Origin of the sequence: Rugamonas rubra, assembly GCF_900114705.1 — a bacterium.
Taxonomy (GTDB): Bacteria; Pseudomonadota; Gammaproteobacteria; order Burkholderiales; family Burkholderiaceae_D; genus Rugamonas; species Rugamonas rubra.
Genome location: NZ_FOTW01000004.1, coordinates 307178 through 331676, shown reverse-complemented (window position 1 = coordinate 331676; position 24499 = coordinate 307178). Strand labels below are relative to the sequence as shown.

At 69.5% G+C, this 24499-nt stretch carries 22 protein-coding genes; 7 read left to right on the top strand and 15 right to left on the bottom strand.

Annotated features, from left to right (window positions below; all coding sequences use genetic code 11):
* Positions 1–30: 30 nt before the first annotated feature.
* The 6 genes from BM252_RS01505 to BM252_RS01480 form a co-directional block, all read right to left on the bottom strand.
* Positions 31–5844 (bottom strand): hybrid sensor histidine kinase/response regulator, encoded by a 5814-nt coding sequence (locus BM252_RS01505; protein WP_245774028.1) that lies wholly within the window; start codon positions 5842–5844, stop codon positions 31–33.
* 66 nt (positions 5845–5910) lie between these two features.
* The gene (locus BM252_RS01500; protein ID WP_425442240.1) at positions 5911–8220 is read right to left on the bottom strand and encodes a methyl-accepting chemotaxis protein; all 2310 of its coding nucleotides are present in this window, start codon (positions 8218–8220) and stop codon (positions 5911–5913) included.
* 32 nt (positions 8221–8252) lie between these two features.
* Positions 8253–8819 (bottom strand): chemotaxis protein CheW, encoded by a 567-nt coding sequence (locus tag BM252_RS01495; protein WP_093382652.1) that lies wholly within the window; start codon positions 8817–8819, stop codon positions 8253–8255.
* 3 nt (positions 8820–8822) lie between these two features.
* Positions 8823–9230: a response regulator transcription factor gene (locus tag BM252_RS01490; RefSeq protein ID WP_093382649.1), complete on the bottom strand. Its 408-nt coding sequence runs from the start codon at positions 9228–9230 to the stop codon at positions 8823–8825.
* An 18-nt stretch (positions 9231–9248) separates the two neighbouring features.
* The gene (locus tag BM252_RS01485; RefSeq protein WP_093382646.1) at positions 9249–9662 is read right to left on the bottom strand and encodes a response regulator; all 414 of its coding nucleotides are present in this window, start codon (positions 9660–9662) and stop codon (positions 9249–9251) included.
* Positions 9663–9742: 80 nt separating this feature from the next.
* Positions 9743–9895 carry a rubredoxin gene (locus BM252_RS01480; protein ID WP_093382643.1) on the bottom strand — a complete coding sequence of 51 codons (153 nt, stop codon included), beginning with the start codon at positions 9893–9895 and terminating at the stop codon, positions 9743–9745.
* Between the two features lie 96 nt (positions 9896–9991).
* Between BM252_RS01480 and thiD the strand changes: the two genes are divergently transcribed.
* The 3 genes from thiD to BM252_RS01465 all read left to right on the top strand — a co-directional run bounded on the left by thiD (position 9992) and on the right by BM252_RS01465 (position 13022).
* Entirely contained in the window at positions 9992–10855 is an 864-nt protein-coding gene (thiD, locus tag BM252_RS01475) for a bifunctional hydroxymethylpyrimidine kinase/phosphomethylpyrimidine kinase (protein WP_093382640.1), read from the top strand.
* A gap of 162 nt (positions 10856–11017) precedes the next feature.
* A complete protein-coding gene (hemL, locus tag BM252_RS01470) occupies positions 11018–12310 on the top strand; it encodes a glutamate-1-semialdehyde 2,1-aminomutase (protein WP_093382637.1) in 1293 nt (430 codons plus the stop codon).
* Between the two features lie 214 nt (positions 12311–12524).
* The gene (locus BM252_RS01465; RefSeq protein ID WP_093382633.1) at positions 12525–13022 is read left to right on the top strand and encodes a hypothetical protein; all 498 of its coding nucleotides are present in this window, start codon (positions 12525–12527) and stop codon (positions 13020–13022) included.
* A gap of 144 nt (positions 13023–13166) precedes the next feature.
* Here BM252_RS01465 and corA read toward each other — a convergent pair whose 3' ends face one another.
* From corA to mpl, 9 genes are all read right to left on the bottom strand, one after another.
* Entirely contained in the window at positions 13167–14135 is a 969-nt protein-coding gene (gene corA / locus BM252_RS01460; protein WP_093382630.1) for a magnesium/cobalt transporter CorA, read from the bottom strand.
* Positions 14136–14330: 195 nt separating this feature from the next.
* Positions 14331–14786, bottom strand: a complete 456-nt coding sequence (locus BM252_RS01455; protein ID WP_245774027.1) for a DUF4124 domain-containing protein — start codon at positions 14784–14786, stop codon at positions 14331–14333.
* Between the two features lie 28 nt (positions 14787–14814).
* The gene (gene mtgA / locus BM252_RS01450; protein WP_245774026.1) at positions 14815–15489 is read right to left on the bottom strand and encodes a monofunctional biosynthetic peptidoglycan transglycosylase; all 675 of its coding nucleotides are present in this window, start codon (positions 15487–15489) and stop codon (positions 14815–14817) included.
* 26 nt (positions 15490–15515) lie between these two features.
* Positions 15516–16334 carry a shikimate dehydrogenase gene (aroE, locus tag BM252_RS01445; protein WP_093383253.1) on the bottom strand — a complete coding sequence of 273 codons (819 nt, stop codon included), beginning with the start codon at positions 16332–16334 and terminating at the stop codon, positions 15516–15518.
* A gap of 12 nt (positions 16335–16346) precedes the next feature.
* Positions 16347–17231 carry a TonB family protein gene (locus tag BM252_RS01440; RefSeq protein WP_093382624.1) on the bottom strand — a complete coding sequence of 295 codons (885 nt, stop codon included), beginning with the start codon at positions 17229–17231 and terminating at the stop codon, positions 16347–16349.
* Positions 17232–17384: 153 nt separating this feature from the next.
* Positions 17385–19451: a ribonuclease catalytic domain-containing protein gene (locus BM252_RS01435; protein ID WP_093382621.1), complete on the bottom strand. Its 2067-nt coding sequence runs from the start codon at positions 19449–19451 to the stop codon at positions 17385–17387.
* A gap of 2 nt (positions 19452–19453) precedes the next feature.
* Positions 19454–20026 carry a chorismate--pyruvate lyase family protein gene (locus BM252_RS01430; protein WP_093382618.1) on the bottom strand — a complete coding sequence of 191 codons (573 nt, stop codon included), beginning with the start codon at positions 20024–20026 and terminating at the stop codon, positions 19454–19456.
* A gap of 50 nt (positions 20027–20076) precedes the next feature.
* Complete coding sequence (locus BM252_RS01425) at positions 20077–20655, bottom strand: YqiA/YcfP family alpha/beta fold hydrolase (protein WP_093382616.1); 579 nt, start codon at positions 20653–20655, stop codon at positions 20077–20079.
* Positions 20652–22034 carry a UDP-N-acetylmuramate:L-alanyl-gamma-D-glutamyl-meso-diaminopimelate ligase gene (gene mpl, locus BM252_RS01420; RefSeq protein WP_093382613.1) on the bottom strand — a complete coding sequence of 461 codons (1383 nt, stop codon included), beginning with the start codon at positions 22032–22034 and terminating at the stop codon, positions 20652–20654. The genes BM252_RS01425 and mpl overlap by 4 nt, the downstream gene beginning before the upstream one ends.
* 85 nt (positions 22035–22119) lie before the next feature.
* Between mpl and BM252_RS01415 the strand changes: the two genes are divergently transcribed.
* The 4 genes from BM252_RS01415 (at position 22120) to accB (ending at position 24409) form a co-directional block, all read left to right on the top strand.
* Complete coding sequence (locus BM252_RS01415; RefSeq protein WP_093383251.1) at positions 22120–22785, top strand: hypothetical protein; 666 nt, start codon at positions 22120–22122, stop codon at positions 22783–22785.
* Positions 22782–23330: a TlpA family protein disulfide reductase gene (locus tag BM252_RS01410; RefSeq protein WP_093382610.1), complete on the top strand. Its 549-nt coding sequence runs from the start codon at positions 22782–22784 to the stop codon at positions 23328–23330. The genes BM252_RS01415 and BM252_RS01410 overlap by 4 nt, the downstream gene beginning before the upstream one ends.
* An 85-nt stretch (positions 23331–23415) precedes the next feature.
* The gene (gene aroQ / locus BM252_RS01405; RefSeq protein ID WP_093382607.1) at positions 23416–23853 is read left to right on the top strand and encodes a type II 3-dehydroquinate dehydratase; all 438 of its coding nucleotides are present in this window, start codon (positions 23416–23418) and stop codon (positions 23851–23853) included.
* 91 nt (positions 23854–23944) lie between these two features.
* Positions 23945–24409: an acetyl-CoA carboxylase biotin carboxyl carrier protein gene (gene accB, locus BM252_RS01400; protein ID WP_093382604.1), complete on the top strand. Its 465-nt coding sequence runs from the start codon at positions 23945–23947 to the stop codon at positions 24407–24409.
* Positions 24410–24499 lie beyond the last annotated feature (90 nt).

Below are 24499 nucleotides of genomic sequence, written 5' to 3'. Positions count from 1 at the left end.
CGGCGGCCCCCTTGTCGATTCCAAGCCGGGCTAGCCGAGCAGGCTGGCGATGGTGCCGAGCAGCACCGGCTCCTGGAAGGGTTTGCCGAAGTAGGCGTTGACGCCCAGCGCCAGCGCGACGTTGCGGTGCTTGTCGGCGCTGCGCGAGGTGATCATGATGATCGGCACGGCCGCCGTGCGCTCGTCGCCGCGCACGTTGCGGGTCAGGTCGAAGCCGTCCATGCGCGGCATCTCGATATCGACCAGCATCAGGTCGGGCACCCGGCCCTGCAGCTGTTCGAGCGCGTCGACGCCGTCCTTGGCCAGCAGCACCTGGTAGCCCTCGCGCTCGAGCAGGCGCTGGGTGACCCGGCGCACCGTCAGCGAATCGTCGACCACCATGATGGTCTTGCCCTGCGCCGGCGGCAGCGCCGGACTGTCGACGGCCGCCGCCGCGTACTGCGCCTGCAGCTCGGGATGCTGGGCCAAATGCTGGGCCAGCGCCACCGGGTTGAGGATCAACACGATGTCGCCCGAGCCGAGCACGGTGGCGCCGGCGATGCCGACCATGCGCGCCAGCTGCGGCCCGACGTTCTTGATCACCACCTCGCGGTTGCCGAGCACCTCGTCGACCTGCAGCGCCAGCCGCTCGCTGCCGCTCTTGAGCAGCAGCACGGGACTGGAGCGCTGGCCGGCCGGGCGCGCCCGCCCCTCGCCCAGCAGCACCGGCAGGTAGTGCAGCGCAGCGTGCTGGCCGTGGCTGGCGATGTGGCCCTGCCGCCAGGCCTCGGCCAGCGCCGCCTCCTTCAGCTGCAGCACCTGCTCGACCAGCACCGACGGCAGCGCGTAGGTCTTGCCGCCGGCGCCCAGCAGCACCACCTGGGCCACCGCCAGGGTCAGCGGCAAGTGGATGGTGAAGCGGGCGCCCTTGCCCGGATCGGAAAACAGGTCGACGCGGCCGCCCAGCGCCTGCGCCTCGGACTGCACCACGTCCATGCCGACGCCACGGCCGGACAGCTCGGTGAGCGCCTCGGCGGTGGAGAAGCCCGGCGCGAAGATCAGGTTGGCGGCCTGCACGTCGCCGATCTCCTCGCCGGCGGCCAACAGGCCGAGGCTGGCCGCCTTGGCGCGGATGCGCGCCAGGTCCAGGCCGCCGCCGTCGTCGGAGAAGTCGATCACCACCTCGTTGCCCTGCTGGCTGACCTGCACCAGCAGCTCGCCCGTTTCGTTCTTGCCGGCGGCGGCGCGCGCGGCGCGCGTCTCGACGCCGTGGGCGATGGCATTGCGCAGCAGGTGCTCGAAGGGCGCGGCCATGCGTTCGAGCACACTGCGGTCGATCTCGACGGCGCCGCCGCGAATGTCCAGGTTGACGCGCTTGTCGACCTCCTTGGCGCTCTGCCGGGCGACGCGGAACAGCCGCTCGGCGATGCTGGCGAAGGGCACCATGCGCACCCGCATCAGGTCGCGCTGCAGGTCGCGCGTCAGGCGCGCCTGCCGCACCAGGTCCTCGCCGGCGCTGTCGACGCTGCGGCTCAGGCTCTCGTGGAAGGAGGCGACGTCGTTGACGCTCTCGGCCATCATGCGGGTCAGTTCCTGCAGGCGGGTGAAGCGGTCGAATTCGAGCGGGTCGAACTCGCGCTCGCTCGACACCGCCATGCGCGAGGCGATCTGCGATTCGGCCTGCATCTCCACCTCGCGCAACTGGCGGCGCAGGCGGGCCAGGTTGTCGGAGAAGTCGAACAACGAGCCGCGCAGCGCCGCGACCTCGTTCTCCAGCCGCGAGCGCGAGATCGACACCTCGCCGGCCTGGTTGACCAGGCGGTCGAGGATGTCGGCGCGCACCCGCACCAGCGCCGTCTTGGCGGCCGGCGCCTCGTCCGGCGCGTGGAGCTGGGCGGCCGCCGGCTCGGCCGGGTCGCCCACCGTGGCCGCCGTGGCGCGGCCGCCGTCGGCGCCGTCGGCCGGGCTTGGCGCGGCGTCCGCCGGCGCCTGCTGCAACTGCTCGAACAGCAGCATGGCGTGGTCGTAGTGGGCCAGCAGCTCGTCGAAGGCCTGCGGCGTGGCGCTGCCGGCGTGGACCATGTTCTCGATGTGGGTTTCGATCTCGTGGGCGTGCTGGCCGAGGCGCATCGCGCCGGCCATGCGCGCGCTGCCCTTGAGCGTGTGCAGGATGCGCAACAGCGACTGGGCCGGGGCGGCGTCGGCCGGGGCGGCGTGCCAGGCGCGCAGCAGCTGGCCCACTTGCGGCAGCAGGTCGGCGCCCTCCTCCAGGAACACCGGCAGCAGGTCGGCGTCGATCTCGTCGTGGAACAGCGCCGGCGCGGCGGCCAGCAACTCCGACGCGGCCGCCAGCGGCAGGATGGTGGCGGCGAAGGACAACGCGGTCTCGGTTTGCAGCGGCGGCGCGGTGACGACTTCGGCCGGGGCCTCCAGCTCGGCCAGCGGTTCGGGTTCGGGTTCGGGTTCCGGCTCGGACTCGGGCTCGGGTGTTGGTTCGGCTTCGGCTTCGGGCTCCGCTGCCGCTTCCACTTCGGATTCCGACTGCGCCACCGGCGCTGGCTCGGCGTCCGGCACGCTTGGCGCGGCGATCTGGGTCAGCGCCGGCTCGTCGAAGGCGTCGTCGAAGGCGGAGTTGAACAGGTCGTCGATGTCGTCGGCGGTGCTGACGGGCTTCGGTTTTTGCACCACCGGCGCCGGCTCCTCCAGCGGAATCGTGCCGCTAATGCTGTTGAAGCACTGGCGGAACAGCGCGTCCAGCGGCGTCGCGTCGACCTCGTCGGCTGCGGGAGCGGCCGGCTGGACCGGCGGCGCCGTGATGCTTTCCATCGTCTCGGCCAGCAAGCTGTCCAGGCGGGCCTCGATGTCGTCGCTGGCCGCCGGCGCGGTCGCCGCCAGTTGGGCGCGCAGGGCCAGCAGCGCGGCGACCAGCTCCGGTTGCGCGGCGGGCATGTCGCCCTGGGCGAAGCTTTGCAGCATCTGGCGTATCCGCTCGATGGTGAAGTCGAGCAGATCGTGCTGCGCCGGGTCCAGATGCGGCGCCGGTGGCAGCAAGGCCTCCAACGTCATCTCCAGCGCGTGGGCCAGCTCGCGCAGCGCCATGAAGCCGACCGTGGCGGAGGTGCCGGCCAGCGTGTGCGCCGCCTGCAGCGCCTCGCCGCTGACGGGACGGCGCGGCTCGTGGCGCCATTCGCCGAAGTCGCGCGCCAGCAGACGCACCAGCTCGTCCGTTTCGGCCAGGTAGATGTTGAACAGCGGCAGAGGGATGTCGAGCTCGCCGATGTGCTTCAGATTGTCGTCGCGGGCCGGGCGCGGCGCGCCGATGCCCGGGAACTCGATCACATTGCCGGCCGGCGCGGCGCTCGGCGCGGGCGCCGGGACTGCGGCCTCAACAAGCGGCTCCGGCGGCTCGGGCTCGATGGTCTGCGCGGACGATCCAGTTCCGGCGATCTGCCCCGCTGTGTCGGGCGCGGCGACCGTGGCGGCAGCTTCGGCAAATTCTGCTGGCGCAGCCGGTTCGGCCGGCGTGTCGTCCGGCGGCGGCGCGAGCGCCTCGAGCTGCTCGTCGACCCGCGTTTCGGCCGGCGCCATGGCGAAGGCGCCGCCCTGCTGCACCACGGCGGCGGCGGCGACCAGCGCGGCGCCGTCGCGCGCCGAGCGGCCGCTGGCGGCCAGCTCGGCCACCCACCGGCCCAGCTCCTGCGCGGCGTGCTCGAGCAGCGCGAACAAGGCGTCGTTGGCCGGCCAGGCCTCGGCCAGCCAGACGTTCATCACCCGCTCGACGCCGGCGGCGGCGTCGGCGAAGTGGCCCAGGCCGACCATGCGGCCGCTGCCCTTGAGCGTGTGGAAGGAACGGCGCAGCATGCTCAGGTTGTCGACGCCGCCGGCCAGTTGGCGCGGCTGCGCCAGCGTGCGGTCGACGAACAACAGCACCTCGCGCGCCTCGTTGATGAAGATGTCGAGCAGCTCGGCCTCGACGGCGGCGTCGCTGGCGGGCGCCGGCGGGGCGACCTGCGGTCCGGCCGGCGGCGGCGCCGCCGGCATGGCCTCGTCGAGCAGCGGCACGGCGCCGGCCGCCGCGATCTTCTTGAACGGCAGCGAGCGGAAGGTGCCGCGCTCGGCGTCGAAGGCGAAGCGCTCGCGCGCGCCGGCGGCGTTCTGCGCCAGCATGTCGACAAAGAAGCCGAGCGCGCCGACGTTCTGCGCGATCTCGTCGAGCGCGCGGGCCTGCTGCGCCGCCTCGCCCCGCCCCTCGGCCAGCTGGCGCACCGCCTCCCTCAGCTGCAGCACGGCGCGCATGGCCTCGTCCTGGTCGAGCATGGCCAGGGCGCCGTGCAGCTGGTGCAGGGTCGGATCGAGCGCGCCCAGCGCCGGCCGCGTGGCGGCGTCGACGTGGTATTCGTCGAGCACCTTTTCGACCTGGCGCAGGCCGTTTTTCATTTCGGCCGACAAGGCGGCCACCGTGTCGTCCTGGCGCATGCGCTGGGCCAGGCCGCCCTGCCACTGGGCCGGCTGCGGCGGCGTCTCGCCGGCCACCAGCGCCAGCAGGCGCGCGCCGATGGTGTCGGCGTGGGCGCTGAAGTCGTCGGGCAGGTGGCGGATCTGCTCCAGGCCGTGTTCGGCGAACAGCAGCGCGGTGGCCATCTCCAGCGCCAGCTCCTCGCCGCGGCCGGCGCTGACGGCGCGGGCGGCGACGTCGGCCAGCTGGCGCAGCAGCGTGCTCAGCGCGGCCAGCCCCAGCGTGTCGCAGTGCTGCGCGCTCTGGCGCAGGGCGGCGTCGAAGGCGGCGCCCTGCGCCGGGTCGACCGGCGCCTCGGCCTGGCCGTCCCAGCTGGCCTTGGCCTGCGCCATGCCGGCGCGGGCGCCGGCCAGCGCCTGCTGGTCGATCTGGCCGTAGCGGCGCGCCTCGTAGTCGGCCGGCAGCAGGCCGTCGAGCGCGAAGGCGCGGCGCAGCTGGCGCGCCACCGGCGCGGCGGCGGTGGCGGTGGCGGTGGCGGAATCGTCCTCGGTGGCGGGGTCGGCGGCGGCGACGAAGAACAGCGCGTCGCGCAGCATGCCCTCGGGCTGGGCGGCGCTGCCCTGGCTGAGGCGGCGGATCTGCAGATTGATCAGGCCGAACAGCTGCTTGACGTACAGGCCGCCGGCCACGCGGCCGGCCGCCACCAGCTCGGCGAAGCCCTGCTGCGCCAGCCAGAAGGCGCGCGCGGCCGGTTCGCGCTGGGCGCCGGCCACCAGGGCCACGGCGTCGCGCAGCGCGGCGGCGTGCTCGCGCTGCTGCGCCGCGTCGGTGCTTTTCAGGTAGGGCAGCAGCGCCTTCTCGAAGCGCTGGCGCCAGGCCGCGTAGTCGGCCACGCCGGCGGCCACGCCGGCGGCGGCGGCCGGCGCCAGGGCCGCCGAGGCGGCCGCCGACAGGTCGGGGAAGAACAGGTCGGCCGGATGGATGCGCTCGGCGCCGAGCATCTCCAGCGCCGCGCGGTAGTAGGGGAACAGGCGCGCCGGCTGCGGCGCCGCGCCGTCGAGCAGCTCCTCGACGTATTCGACCAGCGCCTGGTACAACTGGGCGACGACGTGGACGTGGTCGGCGCTGCATTTGAGGCTGCCGTCCTTGAAGCGCCCGAGCGCGTGCTCGGCCGCCGCCGTCAGCAGGGCGGCGCCGTCGACGTCGACCATCTGCAGCGCGCCGTGGGCCTGGTGCAGGTGCGACTTGGCGTGCTGCAGCTGGGTCGCCTGGTCTTCCTCCGCCCGCCCGCCCGCCTCGAACAGCGCGGTGCGCGAGCGCGCCAGCGCCTCGCGGATCTCCACCATCACCCAGGACAGGGGTCCGGTGTCGAATTGCGCCTGCGCTGGGTTCGGAACATCAGTCTTCATGCTTGCTCGGCCTTTCAATGGATGCGCGCGGGCGGTTGCCGGCCGCCCGCGCGTGGGTGGTGCCGCTCAGGCCGCGATGCGGAAGCGCGACACCGAGTTTTTCAATTCCTGCGCCAGCTGCGACAGCAGCTGGATCGACTGCGCGGTCTGCTGGGTGCCGCCCTGGGTCTGCTCGGTCACCGTCAGGATGTGCTGGATGTTGCGCGCCACGCCGTTGGCCGAGGTGGCCTGCAACCCGGTGGCGAAGGAGATCCCGGAGATCAGCTCGGCCAGCCGGTTCGACACCTGGCTGATGTCGTTGAGGGCGGCGCCGGCCGCGTCGGACAGGCGCGCGCCCTCGACCACGCCCTGGGTCGAGCGCTCCATCGCCGCCACCGCGTCGTGGGTGTCGGTCTGGATGGTGCGCACCAGCGCGCCGATCTGCTTGGCCGCCGCCGCCGAGCGCTCGGCCAGGCGCTGCACCTCCTCGGCCACCACCGAGAAGCCGCGCCCGGCCTCGCCGGCCGCGGCGGCCTGGATCGCCGCGTTCAGCGCCAGCACGTTGGTCTGCTCGGTGATGTCGGAGATCAGCTCGGTGATCTCGCCGATCTCCTGCGACGACTCGCCCAGCCGCTTGATGCGCTTCGAGGTCTCCTGGATCTGCTCGCGGATCTCGTGCATGCCCTTGATGGCGTTCTCCACCGCCGTCGAGCCCTGCCGCGCCGCCGCCACCGACTGGCGCGCCACGTCGGCCGACTCGCTGGCCGAGCGCGACACGTCGGTGATCTCGCCGGCCATCTTGACCACGGTGGCGCTGGCGTCCTCGATCTCGCGCGACTGCCGCTGCGAGGCCAGCAGCAGGTCGCTGGCGATGCCCTGCGCCCGGCCGGAGGCCTCGGTGACCTGCTCGGCGGTGCTGGTGACGCGGCCGACCAGGCCGCGCAGCTCCTCGACCGTGTAGTTGACCGAGTCGGCGATGGCGCCGGTGATGTCCTCCGACACCGTGGCCTGCACCGTCAGGTCGCCGTCGGCCACCTCCTGCAGCTCGTTCATCAGGCGCAGGATGGCCGCCTGGTTCTGGTCGTTCATCGCCTTGGCCTCGGCCTCCTGGCGCTGCGACTGCTGGCGCATCGCCTCGGCCTCGCGGCGGCGCCGCTCGGCGCCGCGGGCGCGGTTGTGCGAGTCCTGCAGCAGCACGCGGCCGATGGCGGCCGCCGCCGTCAGCGTCAGCAGGCCGCCGGCCACCATCAGCCAGAAGGTCAGGTCGAGCGAGTCCTGGTCGGCGCGGTAGGCCTGCTGCAGGGTGGCCAGGTGCTGGCGCAGCGTCTCGTTCTGGCCGAAGATGAGCTGCTCGGCGTTCTTCGCGGCGCTGAACTTGTCGAGGTTGTCGAGGATGGCGCCGACCTGCTTCTGGTAGTGTTCGAAGGCGCCCTCGAGGGCCTCGAAGCGGCCGCGCAGCTCGCCGTCGCGGCTGGCCGGCAGCTGCAGCGCGGCGCTGCCGTTGAGGAAGCCGTCGATGGTGGCGCGGAACACCGTGGTGTCGCGCCCCAGCTGGAAGGCGGTCTCCGAGCTGATGCCGCCGGAGGTGAGGAACTCGCCGGCGCTGCGGCTCATGCGCTGGGTCAGCATGGTCAGCCGGCCGATCGCCGCCAGCTCGTGGCCGCTGCCGCCGCGCGCCAGCTTCAGCGCCGAGATCTCCTCGCACATCGCCAGCAGGCGCGGCGAGGCGGCGTTGATCTCGCGCAGCGCGTGGTCGAAGCCGCCCAGGTCGGCCTTCAGCAGCAGGATGGTGGCGGCCGCCTGGTCCGAGTTGTTCCACTGCTGGCGCGCCGCCGCCACCACCGGCGCCAGGGCGGCGCGCGGCGCGGCGATGCCGCGCCCCTGGTAGTTGCCGCCGCCGGCCATCAGGCGGAAGTCGTCGTTGAGCTCCTTGCGGCTCTCCTCCAGCTGGCGGAAGGCCTCGGCGTTGCCCTGCACGGCGTTGGGCGCGGCCTTGCCGATGCGCTGCGAGTGCATCAGCGCGTCGCTGGCCACCTGGGTCTGGGTCGAGCGGCCGGCGCTGCGCACCGTGTTGAGCGCGACGAACAGCACCGACAGGCCGAGGCTGACGGCCAGCGTGCTCGACAGGATGCTCAGCTGGCGCTGCGGCGGCAGGTGGCCGATCAGCGGCAGCTTCAGGCCGGGGCCGGCGTCGGCCGGCGCGGCGGCGGCGCCACGGCGGCGGATGACGTCGCGCAGGCGCAGCGGCGCGTCGGCCTCGGCCGCGCCGGCGGCCGCGGCGGCCGGCGGCGCGGCGGCGCCGAGGAACTGCGAGTCGCCGGCGTCGGCGAAGGCCGAGTCGGGGCCGGGGCCGGGGCCGGCCCGGTCGCGCGAGAACAAACCCTTCATGAATCCCATTCCACCGTCTCCCATTCGTGCGGCCAGGCCGACTACAAACCGACTTGCAAAAAGCGTGGCTCGCGCAGCAACAGCGCCAGGTCGAGCCGGGTCCAGTGGGCGCCGTCGCGCTCGCGGAAATGCTGTTCGCACCAGGGCGCGGCCGGCGCCGCCGTGGCCGGCGCGGCGGCCGGCTCGAGCTGGTCGAGCCGGCGCAGGCCCAGCACCTGCTCGACCAGCAGCGCGCAGGGGCAGCCCAGGCCGGGCGCGAAGCTGACCAGGCGCGCCTGCGGCCCGCCGGCCACGCCGCCGAGTTCAAGGTAGCGGGCCAGGTCGACCACGCCGCACAGCGCGCCGCGCAGCTTGGCCAGGCCCAGATACCAGGGTTGCGCCAGCGGCACCGTGGTCAGCGCCTGCGGCGGCGCGATCTCGCCGATCTGCGTCAGGTCGAGCAGGAAGCGGCGCCCGCCCAGCTGCACGCCGAGCTCGCGGCCGCCGGCCGCCGGGCCGCTGGCGGCCGCCTGCACCCGTTCGAGCAGTTGCACCTGGTACTGGCGCAGACGGCTGCGCCGCTCGGCGCCGTCGGGCGCCGTCACGGGATCGCGGCCGCTGGCGCCCATCGCCTAGCTGGACTCGCCGGGGGCGGCGCTGCGCTTGAGCTCCGCCAGGTCGAGCGCGGCGATGCAGGCCAGCAGCGCCGCCGCGTCGACCGGCTTGACCAGATAGTCCTTGGCGCCCTGGCGCAGGCCCCAGATGCGGTCGGTCTCCTGGCTCTTGCTCGAGCAGATGATCACCGGCACGTCCTGCAGCGTCGTGTCGCGCGCGATGGCGCGGGTCACCTGGAAGCCGTTCGGGCCGGGCATGACCACGTCCATCAGGATCAGCTCGGGCTTGTCGGCGCGGATCTTCAGCAGCGCCGCCTCGCCCGTTTCGGCGCTGCTGACGGAGTAGCCGTTGCGCTCGAGGATGTCGGTCAGGTAGTAGCGTTCGGTCGCCGAGTCGTCGACGATCAGGATGCGGTGGATGGGCATGGGGTGCCTGCGGCTTTCTTATGCATGGGGGGGCGGGACGGCCGCGCCGGCGGTGTGCTCGCGCACCGCCGCCAGCAGGCTGTCCTTGCTGAAGGGCTTGGTCAGGTAGGCGGCCGAGCCGACCATGGCGCCACGGGCGCGGTCGAACAGGCCGTCCTTGGACGACAACATCAACACCGGCGTGGCGTGGAAGCGCGCGCTCTTCTTGATCAGCGCGCAGGTCTGGTAGCCGTCCAGGCGCGGCATCAAAATATCGCAGAACACCAGCGCCGGGTGGTGGTCGTTGATCTTGGCCAGCGCGTCGAAGCCGTCCTCGGCCAGCACCACCTGATAGCCGGCCTGGCTCAGGAAGATCTCGGCAGAGCGACGGATCGTGCTGCTGTCGTCGATCACCATGATTTTCAAACCTGTCGATTGCGGCGTCGTCGTCATAGTCGGTTCACTGGGATGAGGCTACACGATAGCATAGCGCGGTGCCGCCGCGCGCCGGCGACGGCCCGGCCGGGCGGATATTAGAACGCCACCATCTCGAAATCGTCCTTGCGGGCGCCGCATTCCGGGCAGGCCCAGTTCATCGGCACGTCGGCCCAACGGGTGCCCGGGGCGATGCCCTCGTCGGGCAAACCGGCCGCCTCGTCGTAGACCCAGCCGCAGATCAGGCACATCCAGGTCTGGAACTGCTGCGTTGTTTCGTTGCTACTCACGTTCGCCCATCCTTCTATCTAGTAAAATGCTGAATTAGGTATCTTAATCTACCCGCCGTGCAAAACCAAACTTCTCCTCTCATATTCAGCTTCGGCGTCGCCGATCCGGTCGGCGCCATCGGCGTCCAGGCCGACCTGGCGGTGTTCGCCGCCCACTCCTGCAACGGCATCTCGGTGACCACCGCCCTGCTGATCGGCGACAGCGCGCGCATCGAGGACCAGCAGCGGATCGACCCCGACTGGGTCAGCGACCAGGCCCGCGTGCTGCTCGAGGACATGCCGGTGGCCGCCTTCAAGGTCGGCGCGCTGGACAACGTCGAGCACGTCTCGGCGATCGCCGAGATCCTCTCCGACTACCCGGACGCGCCGCTGATCCTCGACCCGTTCAGCTCGCGCATGCCCGAGCAGCCCGACGACGGCGAGCACGAGGAGCTGCTGACGGCGCTGCGCCAGCTGCTGATCCCCCAGGCCACCCTGCTGATGCTGTCGCAGGTCGAGCTGGGCCGCCTGGCCGAGACCTGGCGCGAAAGCGCCGACGAGACCATGGAGTCGGACGTCGAGCACCTGCTGGCGCTGGGCTGCGAGTTCGTGCTGGTGACCGGCACCCCGGCCGGCGTGGGCGGCGAGGCGGCCCAGGCGGCCACCCTGGCCAACACCCTGTTCGGCGCCGACGGCATGATCAGCCACGACACCTGGCAGCACCTGCCCGGCCCCTTCATCGGCGCCGGCGGAACGCTGTCGGCGGCGATCACCGCCAACATGGCGCGCGGCGCCGACGCCATCGAGGCGGTGCTGGCGGCGCAGGAATACACCGTCGGCGCGCTGGCCAACGCCCAGCGCTACGGCATGGGCAAGCTGGTGCCGAACCGCTTCTTCATGCTCAACGCCGGCGCCGCCGCGCCGGCCGCCGGCAGCCAATGAGCGTAGCCGGGCGCCGCCGGCCCGACGTGGCGCGACCGAACCTGGCGCGGCCGAACGCGGCCCGACCGATCCACCGTCGCGGCGCCGGGCCGCCGCCCGGCGGCTAGCCCGCCCGGCCCGCCGGCGCCGCAGTCCCCCCTACAACCTTGTGAAGAACCGACCATGACCACGATCTCCAACAACGACACGCTGTTCGCCCGCGCCCAAAAAACCACCCCCGGCGGCGTCAACTCGCCGGTGCGCGCCTTCCGCTCGGTGGGCGGCACGCCGCGCTTCATCACCCGCGCCGACGGCCCCTACTTCTGGGACGCCGACGACAAGCGCTACATCGACTACATCGGCTCCTGGGGCCCGGCCATCGTCGGCCACGCCCACCCGCAGGTGGTCAAGGCGGTGCAGGAGGCGGCCACCCGTGGCCTGTCGTTCGGCGCGCCGACCGAGGGCGAGGTGCTGATGGCCGAGGAGATCTGCCGCCTGGTGCCGTCGATCGAGCAGGTGCGCCTGGTTTCGTCGGGCACCGAGGCGACCATGAGCGCGCTGCGCCTGGCGCGCGGCGCCACCGGCCGCGACAAGATCGTCAAGTTCGAGGGCTGCTACCACGGCCACGCCGACTCGCTGCTGGTCAAGGCCGGCAGCGGCCTGCTCACCTTCGGCAACCCCACCTCGGCCGGCGTGCCGGAGGACTTCGTCAAGCACACCCTGGTGCTCGACTACAACAACGTGCAGCAGCTCGAGGACGCCTTCGCCAACATGGGCGGCGAGATCGCCTGCGTCATCGTCGAGCCGGTGGCCGGCAATATGAACCTGATCAAGGCCAGCCCCGAGTTCCTGCAGGCCATGCGCCGCCTGTGCACGGCGCACGGCGCCATCCTGATCTTCGACGAGGTGATGTGCGGCTTCCGCGTCGCCCTCGGCGGCGCCCAGCAGGTCTACGGCATCGTGCCCGACCTGACGGCGCTGGGCAAGGTGATCGGCGGCGGCCTGCCGGTGGCGGCCTTCGGCGGCAGCGCCAAGCTGATGAGCCACATGGCGCCGCTGGGCGCCGTCTACCAGGCCGGCACCCTGTCGGGCAACCCGGTGGCGGTGGCGGCCGGCATGACCACCCTCAAGCTGATCCAGGAGGACGGCTTCTACGAGCGCCTGGGCGCCAGCGCGCGCCGCCTGGCCGACGGCCTGACCGCCGCCGCCAAGGAGGCCGGCGTGGTGTTCTGCGCCGACGCCATCGGCGGCATGTTCGGCCTGTACTTCAGCGCCACGCCGCCCAACAACTACGCCGAAATGATGGCCGGCGACCGCGAGCGCTTCAACGTCTTCTTCCACCACATGCTCGACGAGGGCGTCTACTTCGCGCCGGCCGCCTACGAGGCCGGCTTCGTCTCGGCCCAGCACGACGACGCCGTGATCGACGCCACCATCGAGGCGGCGCGCCGCGTCTTCAAGAAGCTGGCCGCCTAAGGGCAGCGCCGACACGGCGGCGCCGCGCGCGCCGCCGCTCCCCCCGGACAGGCCGCCGCCGCATCGGCGGCGGCCCGCTCCCGCCCCGCCCGCTTGAAAGAATATTTCATTTTTTGCTAAAATTTGAAATATTTATCAATGTGTGAATGTTGGTGAATATTTAAGCAGTGCAAACGCGGCATAATCAGACTCTTGATTTGATAGCGACACCGGCATGAAACTGATAGCGGAAAAACGCTCCAAGACGGACAAGTACGACGTGCTGCGCTTCGTGCGCAACAACGGCAGCTGCGGCGACACCCTGATGCCGCGCCAAGGCATCCTGCCGCACGACCTGGTGCACTACGTGGTCGAGTCGGCGCTGCCGCTGCGCTTCGGCTTTCTCAGCCTGCTGGCGCGCGGCGCCGAGGTGCAGGCGGTGATGGACGAGGTGCACGACAAGGGCAACCCCCACGTCGCCCAAGAGGCGGTGCAAGCCGAGGCCATCGTCGAGGGATTGCAGACCCAGTTGTGGGCCGGGGTCTTCGACCTCGACGCCTTCCTGGCCGGCGCCGCCAGCGCCTGCACGGCGCGCGAGCGCAAGCCCTTCGACTTCGGCCAGCTCGACGTCAAGAGCGCCTTGTTCGACCGCGCCGTCGCCCTGCACCAGCAATGGCAGGCGGCACCCTACTACAGCACCCTGTCGCTGGAGTTCAGCCCGCGCGCCCTGTAAGCCGCACTGAGCCAGATCAAACCGCGCGCAAGGCGCCGGAACCGCCCCGCCAGCACAGCGGCCTACACCATGAACCCCCTCGGGAGCGCATCATGGTTCTGGCCGACATCCTCCGCACCGCCTTCCATCACCGGCCGCAGCCGCCTACTTGAGCCAGCCGCGCCGGCGGAAGTACCAGAACGGCGCGATGGCGCTGGTGAGCATCAGCGCCAGCGCGAAGGGGTAGCCGAGCGTCCAATCGAGTTCGGGGAACCAGCCGTGGAAGTTCATGCCGTAGATCGAGGCGATCAAGGTCGGCGGCAGGAAGGCCACGCTGGCCACCGAGAAGATCTTGATGATCTTGTTCTGGTTGATGTTGATGAAGCCGACGGTGGCGTCCATCAGGAAGTTGATCTTGTCGAACAGGAAGGAGGTGTGGCCGTCCAGCGATTCGATGTCGCGCAGAATCTGCCGCGCCTCCTCGAACTGCTCCGCGTTGAGCAGGCGGCCGCGCATCAAAAAGCTGACGGCGCGGCGGGTGTCCATCATGTTGCGGCGGATGCGGCCGTTCAAGTCCTCCTCGTGGGCGATGGCGTTCAGCGCGGCGGCCGCGTCCTGGTCGGTGAACTCCTCCTGCAGCACGCGGCCGGAGACCTCCTCCAGGTTCTGGTAGATGCCCTCGAGGGCGTCGGCCGAGTACTCGGCGTCGGTGGCGTACAGGTCGAGCAGCACGTCCATGTAGTCGGCGATCGAGCCGGGCCGCGAGCGGGCGCGCATGCGCACCAGGCGGAACACCGGCAGGTCGTCGGTGTGCACCGAGAACAGCATCTTGCGCGCCAGGATGAAGGCCACGGTGACGACGCGCGACGGGCCGTCGTCCTCCTCCAGCAGGAAGTCGGTGCGCAGGTGCAGGTCGCCGTTCTCCGCCTCGTAGTAGCGGGCCGAGGCCTCGATGTCCTTGACTTCGTCCTCGCCCGGCAGGGTCACGCCATAAATCGTCTTGACCCAGGCCCGCTCGTCGTCGTTCGGATCGGTCAGGTCGACCCAGACCGGCTCCACGTTTTCCAGGTCTTCGCGCGAGTCGATGGGAACCTGGTTGAGCCGGCCATTTTGCAGGACAAAAACATTAATCATGGGCACTCTCAGCCGACGGTTGGTATGGGCGGCGACCCCGCGCGGCAGGGTGCGGGCGGGCGGGGGTGACGCGGCATGGCGGGCGCGGCCCCGTTCAGGTGCGCCAAATTCGAAACAGCGCAAGTGTACCCGCAAAGCCCTTTTGCCGACCACCCCGGCGTGCTATTTTTTACACGGCCATGCGCGCCGGCGCGCTCAGCGCGTTGCCTTTTCGATCATCTTGTCCTGCATCGTCGGCGGCCCCGCCTCGGCCGGCTCGGCCTTGGGCGCCCGGGGTGGCTCGATGCCGCGCGTGTCCAGCGGCTTGACCACGCGGCTGCTCGGATTGGCCGCCGTGCAATCGACGTCCGACAGCACGGTCTTGCCGTCGATCAGGCACTTGCGCAGCACGCCGGCCGGCGCCGCTGCGGCGGCCGGCTCGGCAGCGGCGCGGGCGCCGTTGCTGTTGGCCGCAGCGCCAGGGCCGCCCTGCCCCGCCGTCCGCTGCTGTTGCTGCTGGTGTTCCACCGTCTGGCCGCGCAGCCGCGCCAGCGCGTCGGCGAACAGGTTGCGCTCCTGGCGCATCGACATCAGCGCCGCCATGGCGACGGCCGCCAGCGCCGCCATCACGATCGCCACCTGGATCAGACCGATACCGCGCTGCCGCTCCATCGCACCCTCCTTGGCGCCACCTAGTTTATCAAGGCAATTCGGCCGAACCCATGCGGCGCAGGATCACCCCGGTGCGCCGCGCCAGGTAGCCGGAGTCGCGGTGCTTGTCGAAGAAGCGTGGATTGGGCAGCATCACCGCCAGCTTGGCGGCCTGCGCCGCGCCCAGCTTGGCCGCGCTGACGCCGTAGTAGTGCCGCGCCGCCGCCTCGGCGCCGAACACGCCGGTGCCGAACTCGACCACGTTCAGATAGATCTCAAAGATACGCTCTTTGTCCATCATCGTCTCGAGCATATAGGTGATGGCCAGCTCCTGGCCCTTGCGCAGATAGCTGCGCGAACCGGACAGGAACAAATTCTTGGCCAGCTGCTGAGTGATGGTCGAGCCGCCCGACACCACCTTGTGCTTCTTGTTATTCTTTTCATACGCCTTTTGCAGCGCCTCCCAGTCCACCCCCTCGTGCTCGGAGAAGTTGGCGTCCTCCGAGGCGATGATGGCCCGCTTCAGATTGTTGGAGATGCGCGCGTAGGGCACCCACATCTGCTGGATGTTGGCGTTCGGATTCTTCTGCTGCAACGCGCTCTGCTGCTCGCGCATGAAGCTGCTCATGGCCGGATTGTGCTCGACCCACCAGCAGATATGCAGGAAGTAATACAGCTGCACAAACAGCACCAGCAGCACGGGGATGATGAAAATCCACTTCAACCAGCCGCCGCGCGCGGCAGCCCGGCTCACAGGGCGGCCCGCAGCTGCGCCAGCACGGCGGCCGTGTCCGGCCGCACGCCGCGCCAGACGGCGAAGGCCTCGGCGGCCTGCTGCACCAGCATGCCCAGACCGTCGCGCGTGCGCGCGCCGTGGGCGGCGGCGAACTGCATGAAGACGGTCGGCTCCTTGCCATACATCATGTCCAGCGCCAAGGTGGCGGGGCCGAACACGCCGGCCGGAATCGGCGGCAGCTCGGCGCTCAGGCTGGCCGAGGTGGCGTTGATGACGATGTCGAATTCGCCCTCGATGTCGGCGAAGCCGCAGGCCGACACCACGCCGGCGCCGCCCAGCGCGGCGAACTGCTGCACCAGCGCCTCGGCCGTGGCCACGGTGCGGTTGGCGATCAGCAGCTTGGCCGGGCAGTGTTCCAGGATCGGCAGCACGACGCCGCGCGCCGCGCCGCCGGCGCCCAGCAACAGCACGCGCTTGCCGGCGATGGCCGTGCCGGCGTTGTCGACGATGTCGGCCACCAGGCCGGCGCCGTCGGTGTTGTCGCCGATGATGCCGTCGGCCGTGAAGTGCAGCGTGTTGACCGCGCCGGCCGCCTGCGCCCGCATGGTCAGCGCCTGCGCCACCTTGCAGGCCTCCAGCTTGAAGGGCACGGTGACGTTGGCGCCCTTGCCGCCCTCGGCCATGAAGCCGCGCACGGCGGTGAAGAAGCCGTCGAGCGGCGCCAGCCGTTTCTCGTACAGCAGTTGCTGGCCGGTCTGGGCCGCGAAGGCGGCGTGGATGTCGGGTGATTTACTATGGGCAATCGGGTTGCCAAACACGCAGTAGCGGTCCATCTGGTCCATTGTTTAGTGTCCTCCACCGTTCATGTCGGCTTGCAGCCGGTCTTCGCGGGTGAATTTGAAGGTGGTGATGATGACCCACAGGTCGTCTTTTTCGTTCGACAGCATGTTGGGCGGGAACTTGCCGAACGGCGCCGAGCGGCGCACGATGTTCAGCGCCGCCGCGTCGAGCGCGGCGTTGCCCGAGCTGCGGTCGATCTTGGCGCCGCCGTCGCGCTGGTAGATGGTGCCGTCCTGGAACACCGGGATCGAGATCACCAGCTGTCCGTACAGCTTGCGGCCGTTCTGCTGCGGGAAGTTCAGCGTGCCGACGTCCTCGATGCGCTTTTGCATCGTCTTGTAGTAGATCGCGTAGCCGACCCCGCGCGTGCTCGGCGTGACGAAGGTCTTCTTGGGCCGCTTGTTCTGGTCCTCGATGGTCTCGCTGATCTCGGCGCTCATGCGGGCGATGGCCTTGCTGGTTTCCAGCAGGTCGGCGCCGCTGGGGGCCGGGTCGGGCTTGTTCTTCTCCGTCACCGGCGCGGCGGCGAAGGGGTTGGGCCTGGCCTGGGTCAGCAGCTCGCTCTGCTTTTGCTCCAGCTCGCTGATGCGGCGCTTGACCGCCTTCACGCTGTCGCCGGTCTCGACCTTGCGCATGTCCGGCAGCGGCGACTTGCTGCGGCCCTTGTCGACCGTGCCGCCGCCGTCCAGGTTGGCCTGGGCCAGCGCGTCGGCCTTCAAGGGCGCCTTGTTGTGCTTGGCGTTGACCAGGATGACTTCGAGGCCGGGGTCGGCCGGTTGCAGGCGGAACGCCGTCGGCGCGACGAAATGCACCGCCAGCAAGGCCCCATGGACCAGCAGGGAAATGCCGATGGCGGTGTAGAGGAAGCGGTTTTCTTGGAAGGACTTCACGCGGTGCCGGGCGGATGGTTGGAACGAAAGATGGCCTGATTCTACGTCATGGCACCGGACGGCTGCGATATTTTTGTGTGCGGCGGGAAGTTTTGCTTGTTGGCGCGGCAAGCCAGAGTCAGACCCTAGGGTCTGACCCTCGGTTCGCCGGAGTTAGCCAGCCGGCGGCGTGGCGCCGGCCTCGCCATCCGCCTCGACTACTTCGAGCTCGATGTCGGCGGCGCCCTCCACCATGGCCGCGTCGGCCCCGGCTTGCGGCGTGCCGTCGCCACCTTCCTCGTCCTCGTAGTCCAACTCGGCGTCGGCGGCCACCGTGGCGGCCAGCGGAATCTCCAGCAGGCGCGCCTCGATCGACAGGTCGACCTCGTCCCAGCGCAGGATGTCGAGCTTGACCTGGGCGCCGCGCGCCACCTGCGGCATGCCCGGCAGCTTGATGATCAGCGGAATGTCCACCAGGCGCAACACTTCATCCTTCAGCACCACCGCCTCGACCTGGCGCGCGTTCTCCTGGCCCAGCCAGCGCAGGCACCAGTAGCGCTCCATGTTCGACTGGAAGTCGCCGTAGGCGGCGTAGGCGGCGTCGAAGGCCGAGACGATGGCGAACAGGTTGGCGTCCTTCGGCTTGAACGGCGCCACCAGCGGCGCCGTCACGCCGTGCTCGGCGCAGGCCAAAATCTGCCACTGGTTGACCAGGTCGGTGTAGCGGCGCAGCGGCGAGGTGCTCCAGGCGTACTGGTCGACGCCCAGGCCCTGGTGCGGCGCGGCGTGGGTGACCATGCGCACCTGCATTTTGGCGGCCCAGCCGCCGCTGCCGCCGCCCTGGGCGCGGTAGATGCCCGGCACGCCGTGCTCGTGCATCAGCTTGCCCCAGGTGCTGTTGGCGAAGATCATCAGCTCGGCGACGATCTTGTCGAGCGGCGCGCCGCGCTTGCGGCGGCTGACGGTGACCACGTCGTCCTCGACGTAGAAGTTGAAGTCGACGCGGTTGTTCTGTTCCGGCTTCAGGCCGAAGCCCTCGCGCTTGGCCATGCGGCCCTGCTCGAGCTGCTGGGCCCATTGCCACAGCAGCGCCAGCTCGGCCTTGTGGGCGTATTCGCCCACGCCGCTGGCCAGGGTTTCCTCGTTGACCAGCTCGTCGAGGTCGTTGTGGCGCAGGTTGTTGGCGATCGGCACCATCTCGGCGCGCGTCTCGGTCTTGACCACGCTCCAGTCGGCCGGGTCCAGGGTGGCGTACAGCGACAGCGCCGGGCAGGTCTTGCCCTCGGCCAGGGTGAAGGCGTTGACGATGGAATCGGGCAGCATGGTGATCTTGTCGCCCGGCATGTAGACGGTGGACATGCGGCCGCGCGCCATCTTGTCGACCACGTCGTCGGGCTTGATGCCCAGCGCCGGCGCGGCGATGTGGATGCCGACCTTGACCTTGCCGTCGGCCAGGTGGGTGATCGAGAAGGCGTCGTCGATCTCGGTGGTGGTCACGTCGTCGATCGAGAAGGCCTGCACCTCGGCCAGCGGCAGCTTGCTCGGCGCCTGCGGCACGGGCACGTCGGGGAAGCCGGCGCCACGGGGGAAGTTCTCGAACAGGAACTTCGACATGTGCAGGTCCTTCGGCGAGGCGATGCCGCCGGTGGCCAGCATCAGCCGCTGCGGATTGCTGTGCAGCTCGTTGCAGGCCGCCTCCATCGCCTTGTACTCGATGGAGTTCTTGTCCGGCTTGAACAGCAGTTGCAGCACGATGTTCTGCATCGATTCCGGCAACTGGTTGGCCTTCAGCTGCTCGACATACTCGGCCTGGACCAGCGCCTGCTGCTTCTTCTTCTCGATGCCGGCCTGGGCCGCGCGCAGCGATTGCTCCGGCGCCGCCTTGTAGCGGCCCCGGCCTTTTTTATAGAAGTAGATCGGCGCCGTGTGCAGGCTCAGGATCAGGCCGGCCGCCTCGTAGGGCAGCGGGGCGTGGCCGAAGTACTCGACGCCCAGCTCGGCGAAGCCGAACTCCTCCTCGCCGGCCACTTCCCACAGGAAGTCCAGGTCGATCTCGGCGGCCACTTTCTTGGCCTGCTCGTGCAGCTCGGCCGGCGCCGGCTTCTCGTACTGCAACAGCACGTCCTTGACCTTGACCTTGGTGCGCTTGCCGCTGGCCATCTCCACCTGATAGGCCTCGCCCGCTTGGGAGAGCACGGTGCCGACCTTGAAATCGCCGGATTCTTCAAAAAATAGGTTCATTGCTAGCTTCGATTCATCATTATTGTTGTGTTGTTCTGCAATACCAGGTCCAGCACGCTAGGCAGGAAGACCTCGGTAACCAGCAGCAATCCTTGGTGGCGCCGATACAAACAGCGCCGGGCATACAGTATCTGTTCGGGCGGCAGCGGTCCGCCCGCTCCGTTCAAGCCGCCCAGCGCCAGCCGGGCCCGCTCGTGCAATGGGTGGCCGCCGCGCAGGCGGGCGAACTCCAATTCGCCGCGCCGCACCTGCGGGTCGCCGAACAGCGTCGAACCGAGCGAGCGTTCGCCCAGCGCGCTGAACAGCGGCCAGTCGCTGGCCGTGGCCGCCACCGGCACCGCCGTGTGGGCGTACACCACCGGCGTATTATCACACCGCAGCAGCACTTCGCGTTCCCAAACCCGGCCGGCGCGTGGCAAACCGATCGCCGCCGCCTCGTCGCTCAGGCAGCGGCCGCTGCGCTGGCGCAGGCGCTGCACGCGGAAGGCCAGGCTGTGCGCCTTCAATTTGGCCGTCAGCGAGGCGCCGGTGGTGAGCCAGTGGCGCAGCGCGGCCGGCGCGTTGACGCCGCCCACATGTTCTATCCAACGTGCCTGGCGCAGCGACGATGGCCGTGCCGGCCCCGTCACCGCCCCGCCCCGACGCCGCAGAAGGCCAGCACCGGCGCGACGTGCTCGGCGAACTCGCCGATGGCGTGGTCGCTGCCTTCGATCACGTGCTGGCGCGCGCCCGCATAGTGCGCCAGCATGTCGCGATAGTCCAGCACTTCGTCGCCGCTGGCGGCGATCAGGAAATAGCGCTCGGGCCGGCTGATTTTTGCCACCGCCAGCGCGTCCAGCTCGGCGATATATTCCTGTTTGAACTCGAACGGTTCGTCCGAGTGGAACTGGGTGGTGACGCCGACATGCTGGTCCAGGTTGCGCAGCGGCGTCACCGCCGGGTTCAGCACCACGGCGCGGCAGCCGACGCGCTCGGCCAGCCAGGTGGCGTAGTAGCCGCCCAGCGAGGAGCCGACCACGCACAGCCGCTCGGCCGGCACGCCATCTATTAGGTTGAGCGCCAGCGCCATCGCCGCCGCCGGCGAGGCCGGCAGTTGCGGGCAGACGAAGTCGGCGGCCAGGCCCAGCTCGGCCATGCGCTCGCCGACCAGACGCGCCTTCATCGAGCTGGGCGAGGAACGGAAACCGTGCAGGTACAGGATCATCGCGCCAGCGCCTCGAGGATCTTCTGGTGCACGCCGCCGAAGCCGCCGTTGCTCATCACCACGATCTGGTCGCCCGGGCGGGCGGCGCCGGCGATGGCCGCCACCAGCGCGTCGATCTGCTCGTAGGCCGAGGCCTTGGCGCCCAGCGGCGCCAGCGCGTCGGCCAGGCTCCAGCCCAGCGCCTCGCGGCTGCCGAAGCCGAACACCAGGTCGGCCTCGGCCAGGCTGCCCGGCAGCGCGTCCTTCATGGCGCCCAGCTTCATGGTGTTCGAGCGCGGCTCGAGCACGGCCAGGATGCGCGTCGCCGCGCCGACCTTCTGGCGCAGGCCGCCGACGGTGGTGGCGATGGCGGTCGGATGGTGGGCGAAGTCGTCGAACACGGTGACGTCCTTGACCACGCCGCGCACCTCCATGCGCCGCTTGACGTTCTCGAAGCGGGCCAGCGACTGCGCCGCCTGGGCGATCGGCACGCCGACGTGGCGCGCCGCCGCGATGGCGGCCAGCGCGTTGGCGCGGTTGTGCTTGCCGGTCAACTGCCACTCGACGCGGCCCGCCGTCTCGCCGCGGAACACCACGTCGAAGCTGCCGTCGGCGTGCTCGTTGAGGGTCCAGTCGGCGCCGGCGCCGTGGCCGAAGCCCTCGTGCTCGCTCCAGCAGCCGCGCGCGACGACGCGCCGCAGCGATTCCTCGTCGGCGTTGACCACCAGCCGGCCGATGCCGGGCACGGTGCGCACCAGGTGGTGGAACTGGGTCTCGATGGCGGCCAGGTCGGGGAAGATGTCGGCGTGGTCGTATTCCAGGTTGTTCAGCACCGCCGTCTTGGCGTGGTAGTGGACGAACTTGCTGCGCTTGTCGAAGAAGGCGGTGTCGTACTCGTCGGCCTCGATGACGAAGAAGGCCGTCTCGGCGCTCTTGCCGTCGGCGTGGCCGGACAGGCGCGCCGAAATGCCGAAGTTCATCGGCACGCCGCCGATCAGGAAGCCCGGCGCGTAGCCGGCGTCCTCCAGGATCCAGGCCAGCATGGCCGAGGTGGTGGTCTTGCCGTGGGTGCCGGCGACGGCCAGCACCCATTTGTCGCGTAATATATGTTCGCCCATCCACTGCGGCCCGGACACATAGGGCAGGCTGCGGTTGAGGATGGCCTCGACCAGCGGATTGCCGCGCGAGACAACATTGCCAATCACATAAAGGTCGGGATTGAGTTCGATCTGCTCGGGACCGAAGCCCTGGATCAATTCGATGCCCTGGGCTTCCAGCTGGGTGCTCATCGGCGGATAAACGTTGGCGTCGCAGCCGGTGACACGGTGGCCGGCCTCTTTCGCCAGTACGGCAAGGCCGCCCATGAAGGTGCCGCAGATGCCGAGTATATGAATATGCATGTTGTGAGTTGCGTTAGGCGAATGGTCAAGTATGGGATTTTACCTGACGCAGTGACTTTTACCGGTTGAGAGTATGATCTCGTCCATGATGCCCAAGCCACCCGATGATGCCCAGCTGTTGCGCGCCGAGATCGCCGCCGCCGCCGCGCGCCTGATCGCCCAGGACGGCGCCGACTACGGCAGCGCCAAACGCAAGGCGGCGCGGCAGATCCTCGGCGAGGCCCAGGCGCCCGCCAACGTGCTGCCCGACAACGCCCAGATCGAGGTCGAGCTGCGCCTCTACCACGCCCTGTTCAAGGCCGACAGCCAGCCGGCCCGCCTGTTCCGCCTGCGCACCATGGCGCTGCAGGTGATGGAATCGCTGGCCCAGTTCAACCCCTTCCTGACCGGCGCCGTGCTCAACGGCACCGCCGGGCCGCACGACGACATCCACCTGCAGTTGTTCGCCGACAGCGCCAAGGAGGTCGAGATCTTCCTGCTCAACCGCAACGTCAACATCGACATCAGCGAGACGCCCCACTTCAAGGGCGCCCGCCACGACCCGGTCGAGACGGTCAGCTTCCTGTGGCACAAGGAGGGCGTGCACGCCGCCCTGTACGAACTCGACGACCTGCGCGGCGCCCTCAAGGCGCGCGCCGACGGCAAGACCATCCGCACCGACATCGCCGGCCTGCGCGCCCTGCTAGTTAATAGCAGCCCGGGCGACGGCGCCGGCGACACCGAATATTCCACCACCGACCTGCCATCATGACCAAAAAGAACCTGATTGCCTACACCGTCATCGCCCTGATGTTCGGCGCCATGGGCGCCTATGTGGGCACCCACCGCAAGGAGGCGGCGGGGCCGCTCACCACCACCGTCGCGCCCGGCGTCACCGGTCCGGTCGACGCACTATATAAGCAGTCGCTGCCCGACGCCGCCGGCACCACCCAGGCGCTGGCCCAGTTCAAGGGCAAGGCCCTGCTGGTCAACTTCTGGGCGCCGTGGTGCGGCCCCTGCGTGCAGGAAATGCCGGAACTGTCCGCGCTGCAGGCCGAAGGGGTCGGCAAGAACGTGCAAATCATCGGCATCGGCATCGATTCTCCGGCGAACATCGCCGAATTCGCCGGCAAATTCAAGATCGCCTACCCCGTCTACGTGGCCGGCATGGGCGGCACCGACCTGTCCCGCCAATTCGGCAACAGCGCCGGCGGATTGCCATACACGGTATTGATCGGCGCCGATGGACAAGTCAAGAAGACTTATCTAGGGCGCCTGAAGTTTGACCAGCTGCGTGCGGACTTGGCAACACTGTAAATAGTTTTGCAAGATATTTTTGTCTTGCCAAGGCCGGCGGTTGGCGGCAAAATGCGGAACTTTCGCGGAAAACGGTCTCGACTACATGGCAAAAAACCTCCTACTGCTCAACGGCCCCAACCTGAATTTGCTGGGGACGCGCGAGCCCGAGGTGTACGGCGCAAGCACTTTGGCCGATGTTGAACACGCTGCCCAGGCCCAAGCCACGGCGGCCGGGGCGCAGTTGTCTTGTTTTCAGAGCAACCACGAAGGCGCCTTGATCGACCGCATCCACACCGCCAAGGCGGAGGGCGTCGACGCCATCGTCATCAATCCGGGCGGGCTCACCCACACCAGCGTGGCCCTACGCGATGCCTTGGCCGGTGTCGCCATCCCGTTTGTCGAGGTGCATATTTCGAATATTTATTCGCGCGAGGCGTTTCGCCACCATTCTTTTCTCAGCGCGATCGCGCAAGGGACGATCTGCGGCCTGGGTATCGAGGGATATCGCTTTGCCATCGACTTTGCGCTTAAAAACCGTTAATCTACGCGATCTGCGCGCATTCTAGCGCGGCGACGCCCATAAGGCGGCACCGCACTCACTCACAAAACAAGATAATTCCAAGGGGTTTCAGATGGATCTACGCAAGCTCAAGACCTTGATTGACTTGGTCGCCGAATCGGACATCGCCGAACTCGAAGTGACCGAGGGCGAAAGCAAGGTACGCATCGTCAAGTCCTCCGCCATGCCGCAAAACCAAGTTGTGATGATGCAGCCGCAGGGCATGCAGCAGCATTACCAGCAGGGCGCGCCGATGGCCGCCGCACCGGCCGCCGCCGTCGTCGCCGCCGTGGTCGAACCGACCGGCTACGTGGTCAAATCGCCGATGGTCGGCACCTTCTACCGCTCGTCGGCCCCCGGCTCGCCGGCCTTCGTGGAAATCGGCAGCACCGTCAAGGAAGGCGACACCCTGTGCATCATCGAAGCGATGAAGCTGTTGAATGAAATCGACTCCGACAAAGCCGGCGTCGTGACCCAGATTCTGGTCGAAAACGGCCAACCCGTCGAATTCGGTCAACCCCTGTTTGTGATAGGCTAAGTCCGCCGCGCGCACCGGCCAGGCTCCCGCCGGCCGGTGTCCCGGACTTCGTACCGCATTCTCCCTCCAGATGTTTTGCCGGCTTGCCGG

Coding starts and splice junctions, on each gene's coding strand:
- BM252_RS01505 (WP_245774028.1), bottom strand. CDS start 5,844: ATGAAGACTGATGTTCCGAACCCAGCGCAGGCGCAATTCGACACCGGA.
- BM252_RS01500 (WP_425442240.1), bottom strand. CDS start 8,220: ATGGGATTCATGAAGGGTTTGTTCTCGCGCGACCGGGCCGGCCCCGGC.
- BM252_RS01495 (WP_093382652.1), bottom strand. CDS start 8,819: ATGGGCGCCAGCGGCCGCGATCCCGTGACGGCGCCCGACGGCGCCGAG.
- BM252_RS01490 (WP_093382649.1), bottom strand. CDS start 9,230: ATGCCCATCCACCGCATCCTGATCGTCGACGACTCGGCGACCGAACGC.
- BM252_RS01485 (WP_093382646.1), bottom strand. CDS start 9,662: ATGACGACGACGCCGCAATCGACAGGTTTGAAAATCATGGTGATCGAC.
- BM252_RS01480 (WP_093382643.1), bottom strand. CDS start 9,895: ATGTGCCTGATCTGCGGCTGGGTCTACGACGAGGCGGCCGGTTTGCCC.
- hemL (WP_093382637.1), top strand. CDS start 11,018: ATGACCACGATCTCCAACAACGACACGCTGTTCGCCCGCGCCCAAAAA.
- BM252_RS01465 (WP_093382633.1), top strand. CDS start 12,525: ATGAAACTGATAGCGGAAAAACGCTCCAAGACGGACAAGTACGACGTG.
- corA (WP_093382630.1), bottom strand. CDS start 14,135: ATGATTAATGTTTTTGTCCTGCAAAATGGCCGGCTCAACCAGGTTCCC.
- BM252_RS01455 (WP_245774027.1), bottom strand. CDS start 14,786: ATGGAGCGGCAGCGCGGTATCGGTCTGATCCAGGTGGCGATCGTGATG.
- aroE (WP_093383253.1), bottom strand. CDS start 16,334: ATGGACCGCTACTGCGTGTTTGGCAACCCGATTGCCCATAGTAAATCA.
- BM252_RS01435 (WP_093382621.1), bottom strand. CDS start 19,451: ATGAACCTATTTTTTGAAGAATCCGGCGATTTCAAGGTCGGCACCGTG.
- BM252_RS01425 (WP_093382616.1), bottom strand. CDS start 20,655: ATGATCCTGTACCTGCACGGTTTCCGTTCCTCGCCCAGCTCGATGAAG.
- mpl (WP_093382613.1), bottom strand. CDS start 22,034: ATGCATATTCATATACTCGGCATCTGCGGCACCTTCATGGGCGGCCTT.
- BM252_RS01415 (WP_093383251.1), top strand. CDS start 22,120: ATGATGCCCAAGCCACCCGATGATGCCCAGCTGTTGCGCGCCGAGATC.
- BM252_RS01410 (WP_093382610.1), top strand. CDS start 22,782: ATGACCAAAAAGAACCTGATTGCCTACACCGTCATCGCCCTGATGTTC.
- aroQ (WP_093382607.1), top strand. CDS start 23,416: ATGGCAAAAAACCTCCTACTGCTCAACGGCCCCAACCTGAATTTGCTG.
- accB (WP_093382604.1), top strand. CDS start 23,945: ATGGATCTACGCAAGCTCAAGACCTTGATTGACTTGGTCGCCGAATCG.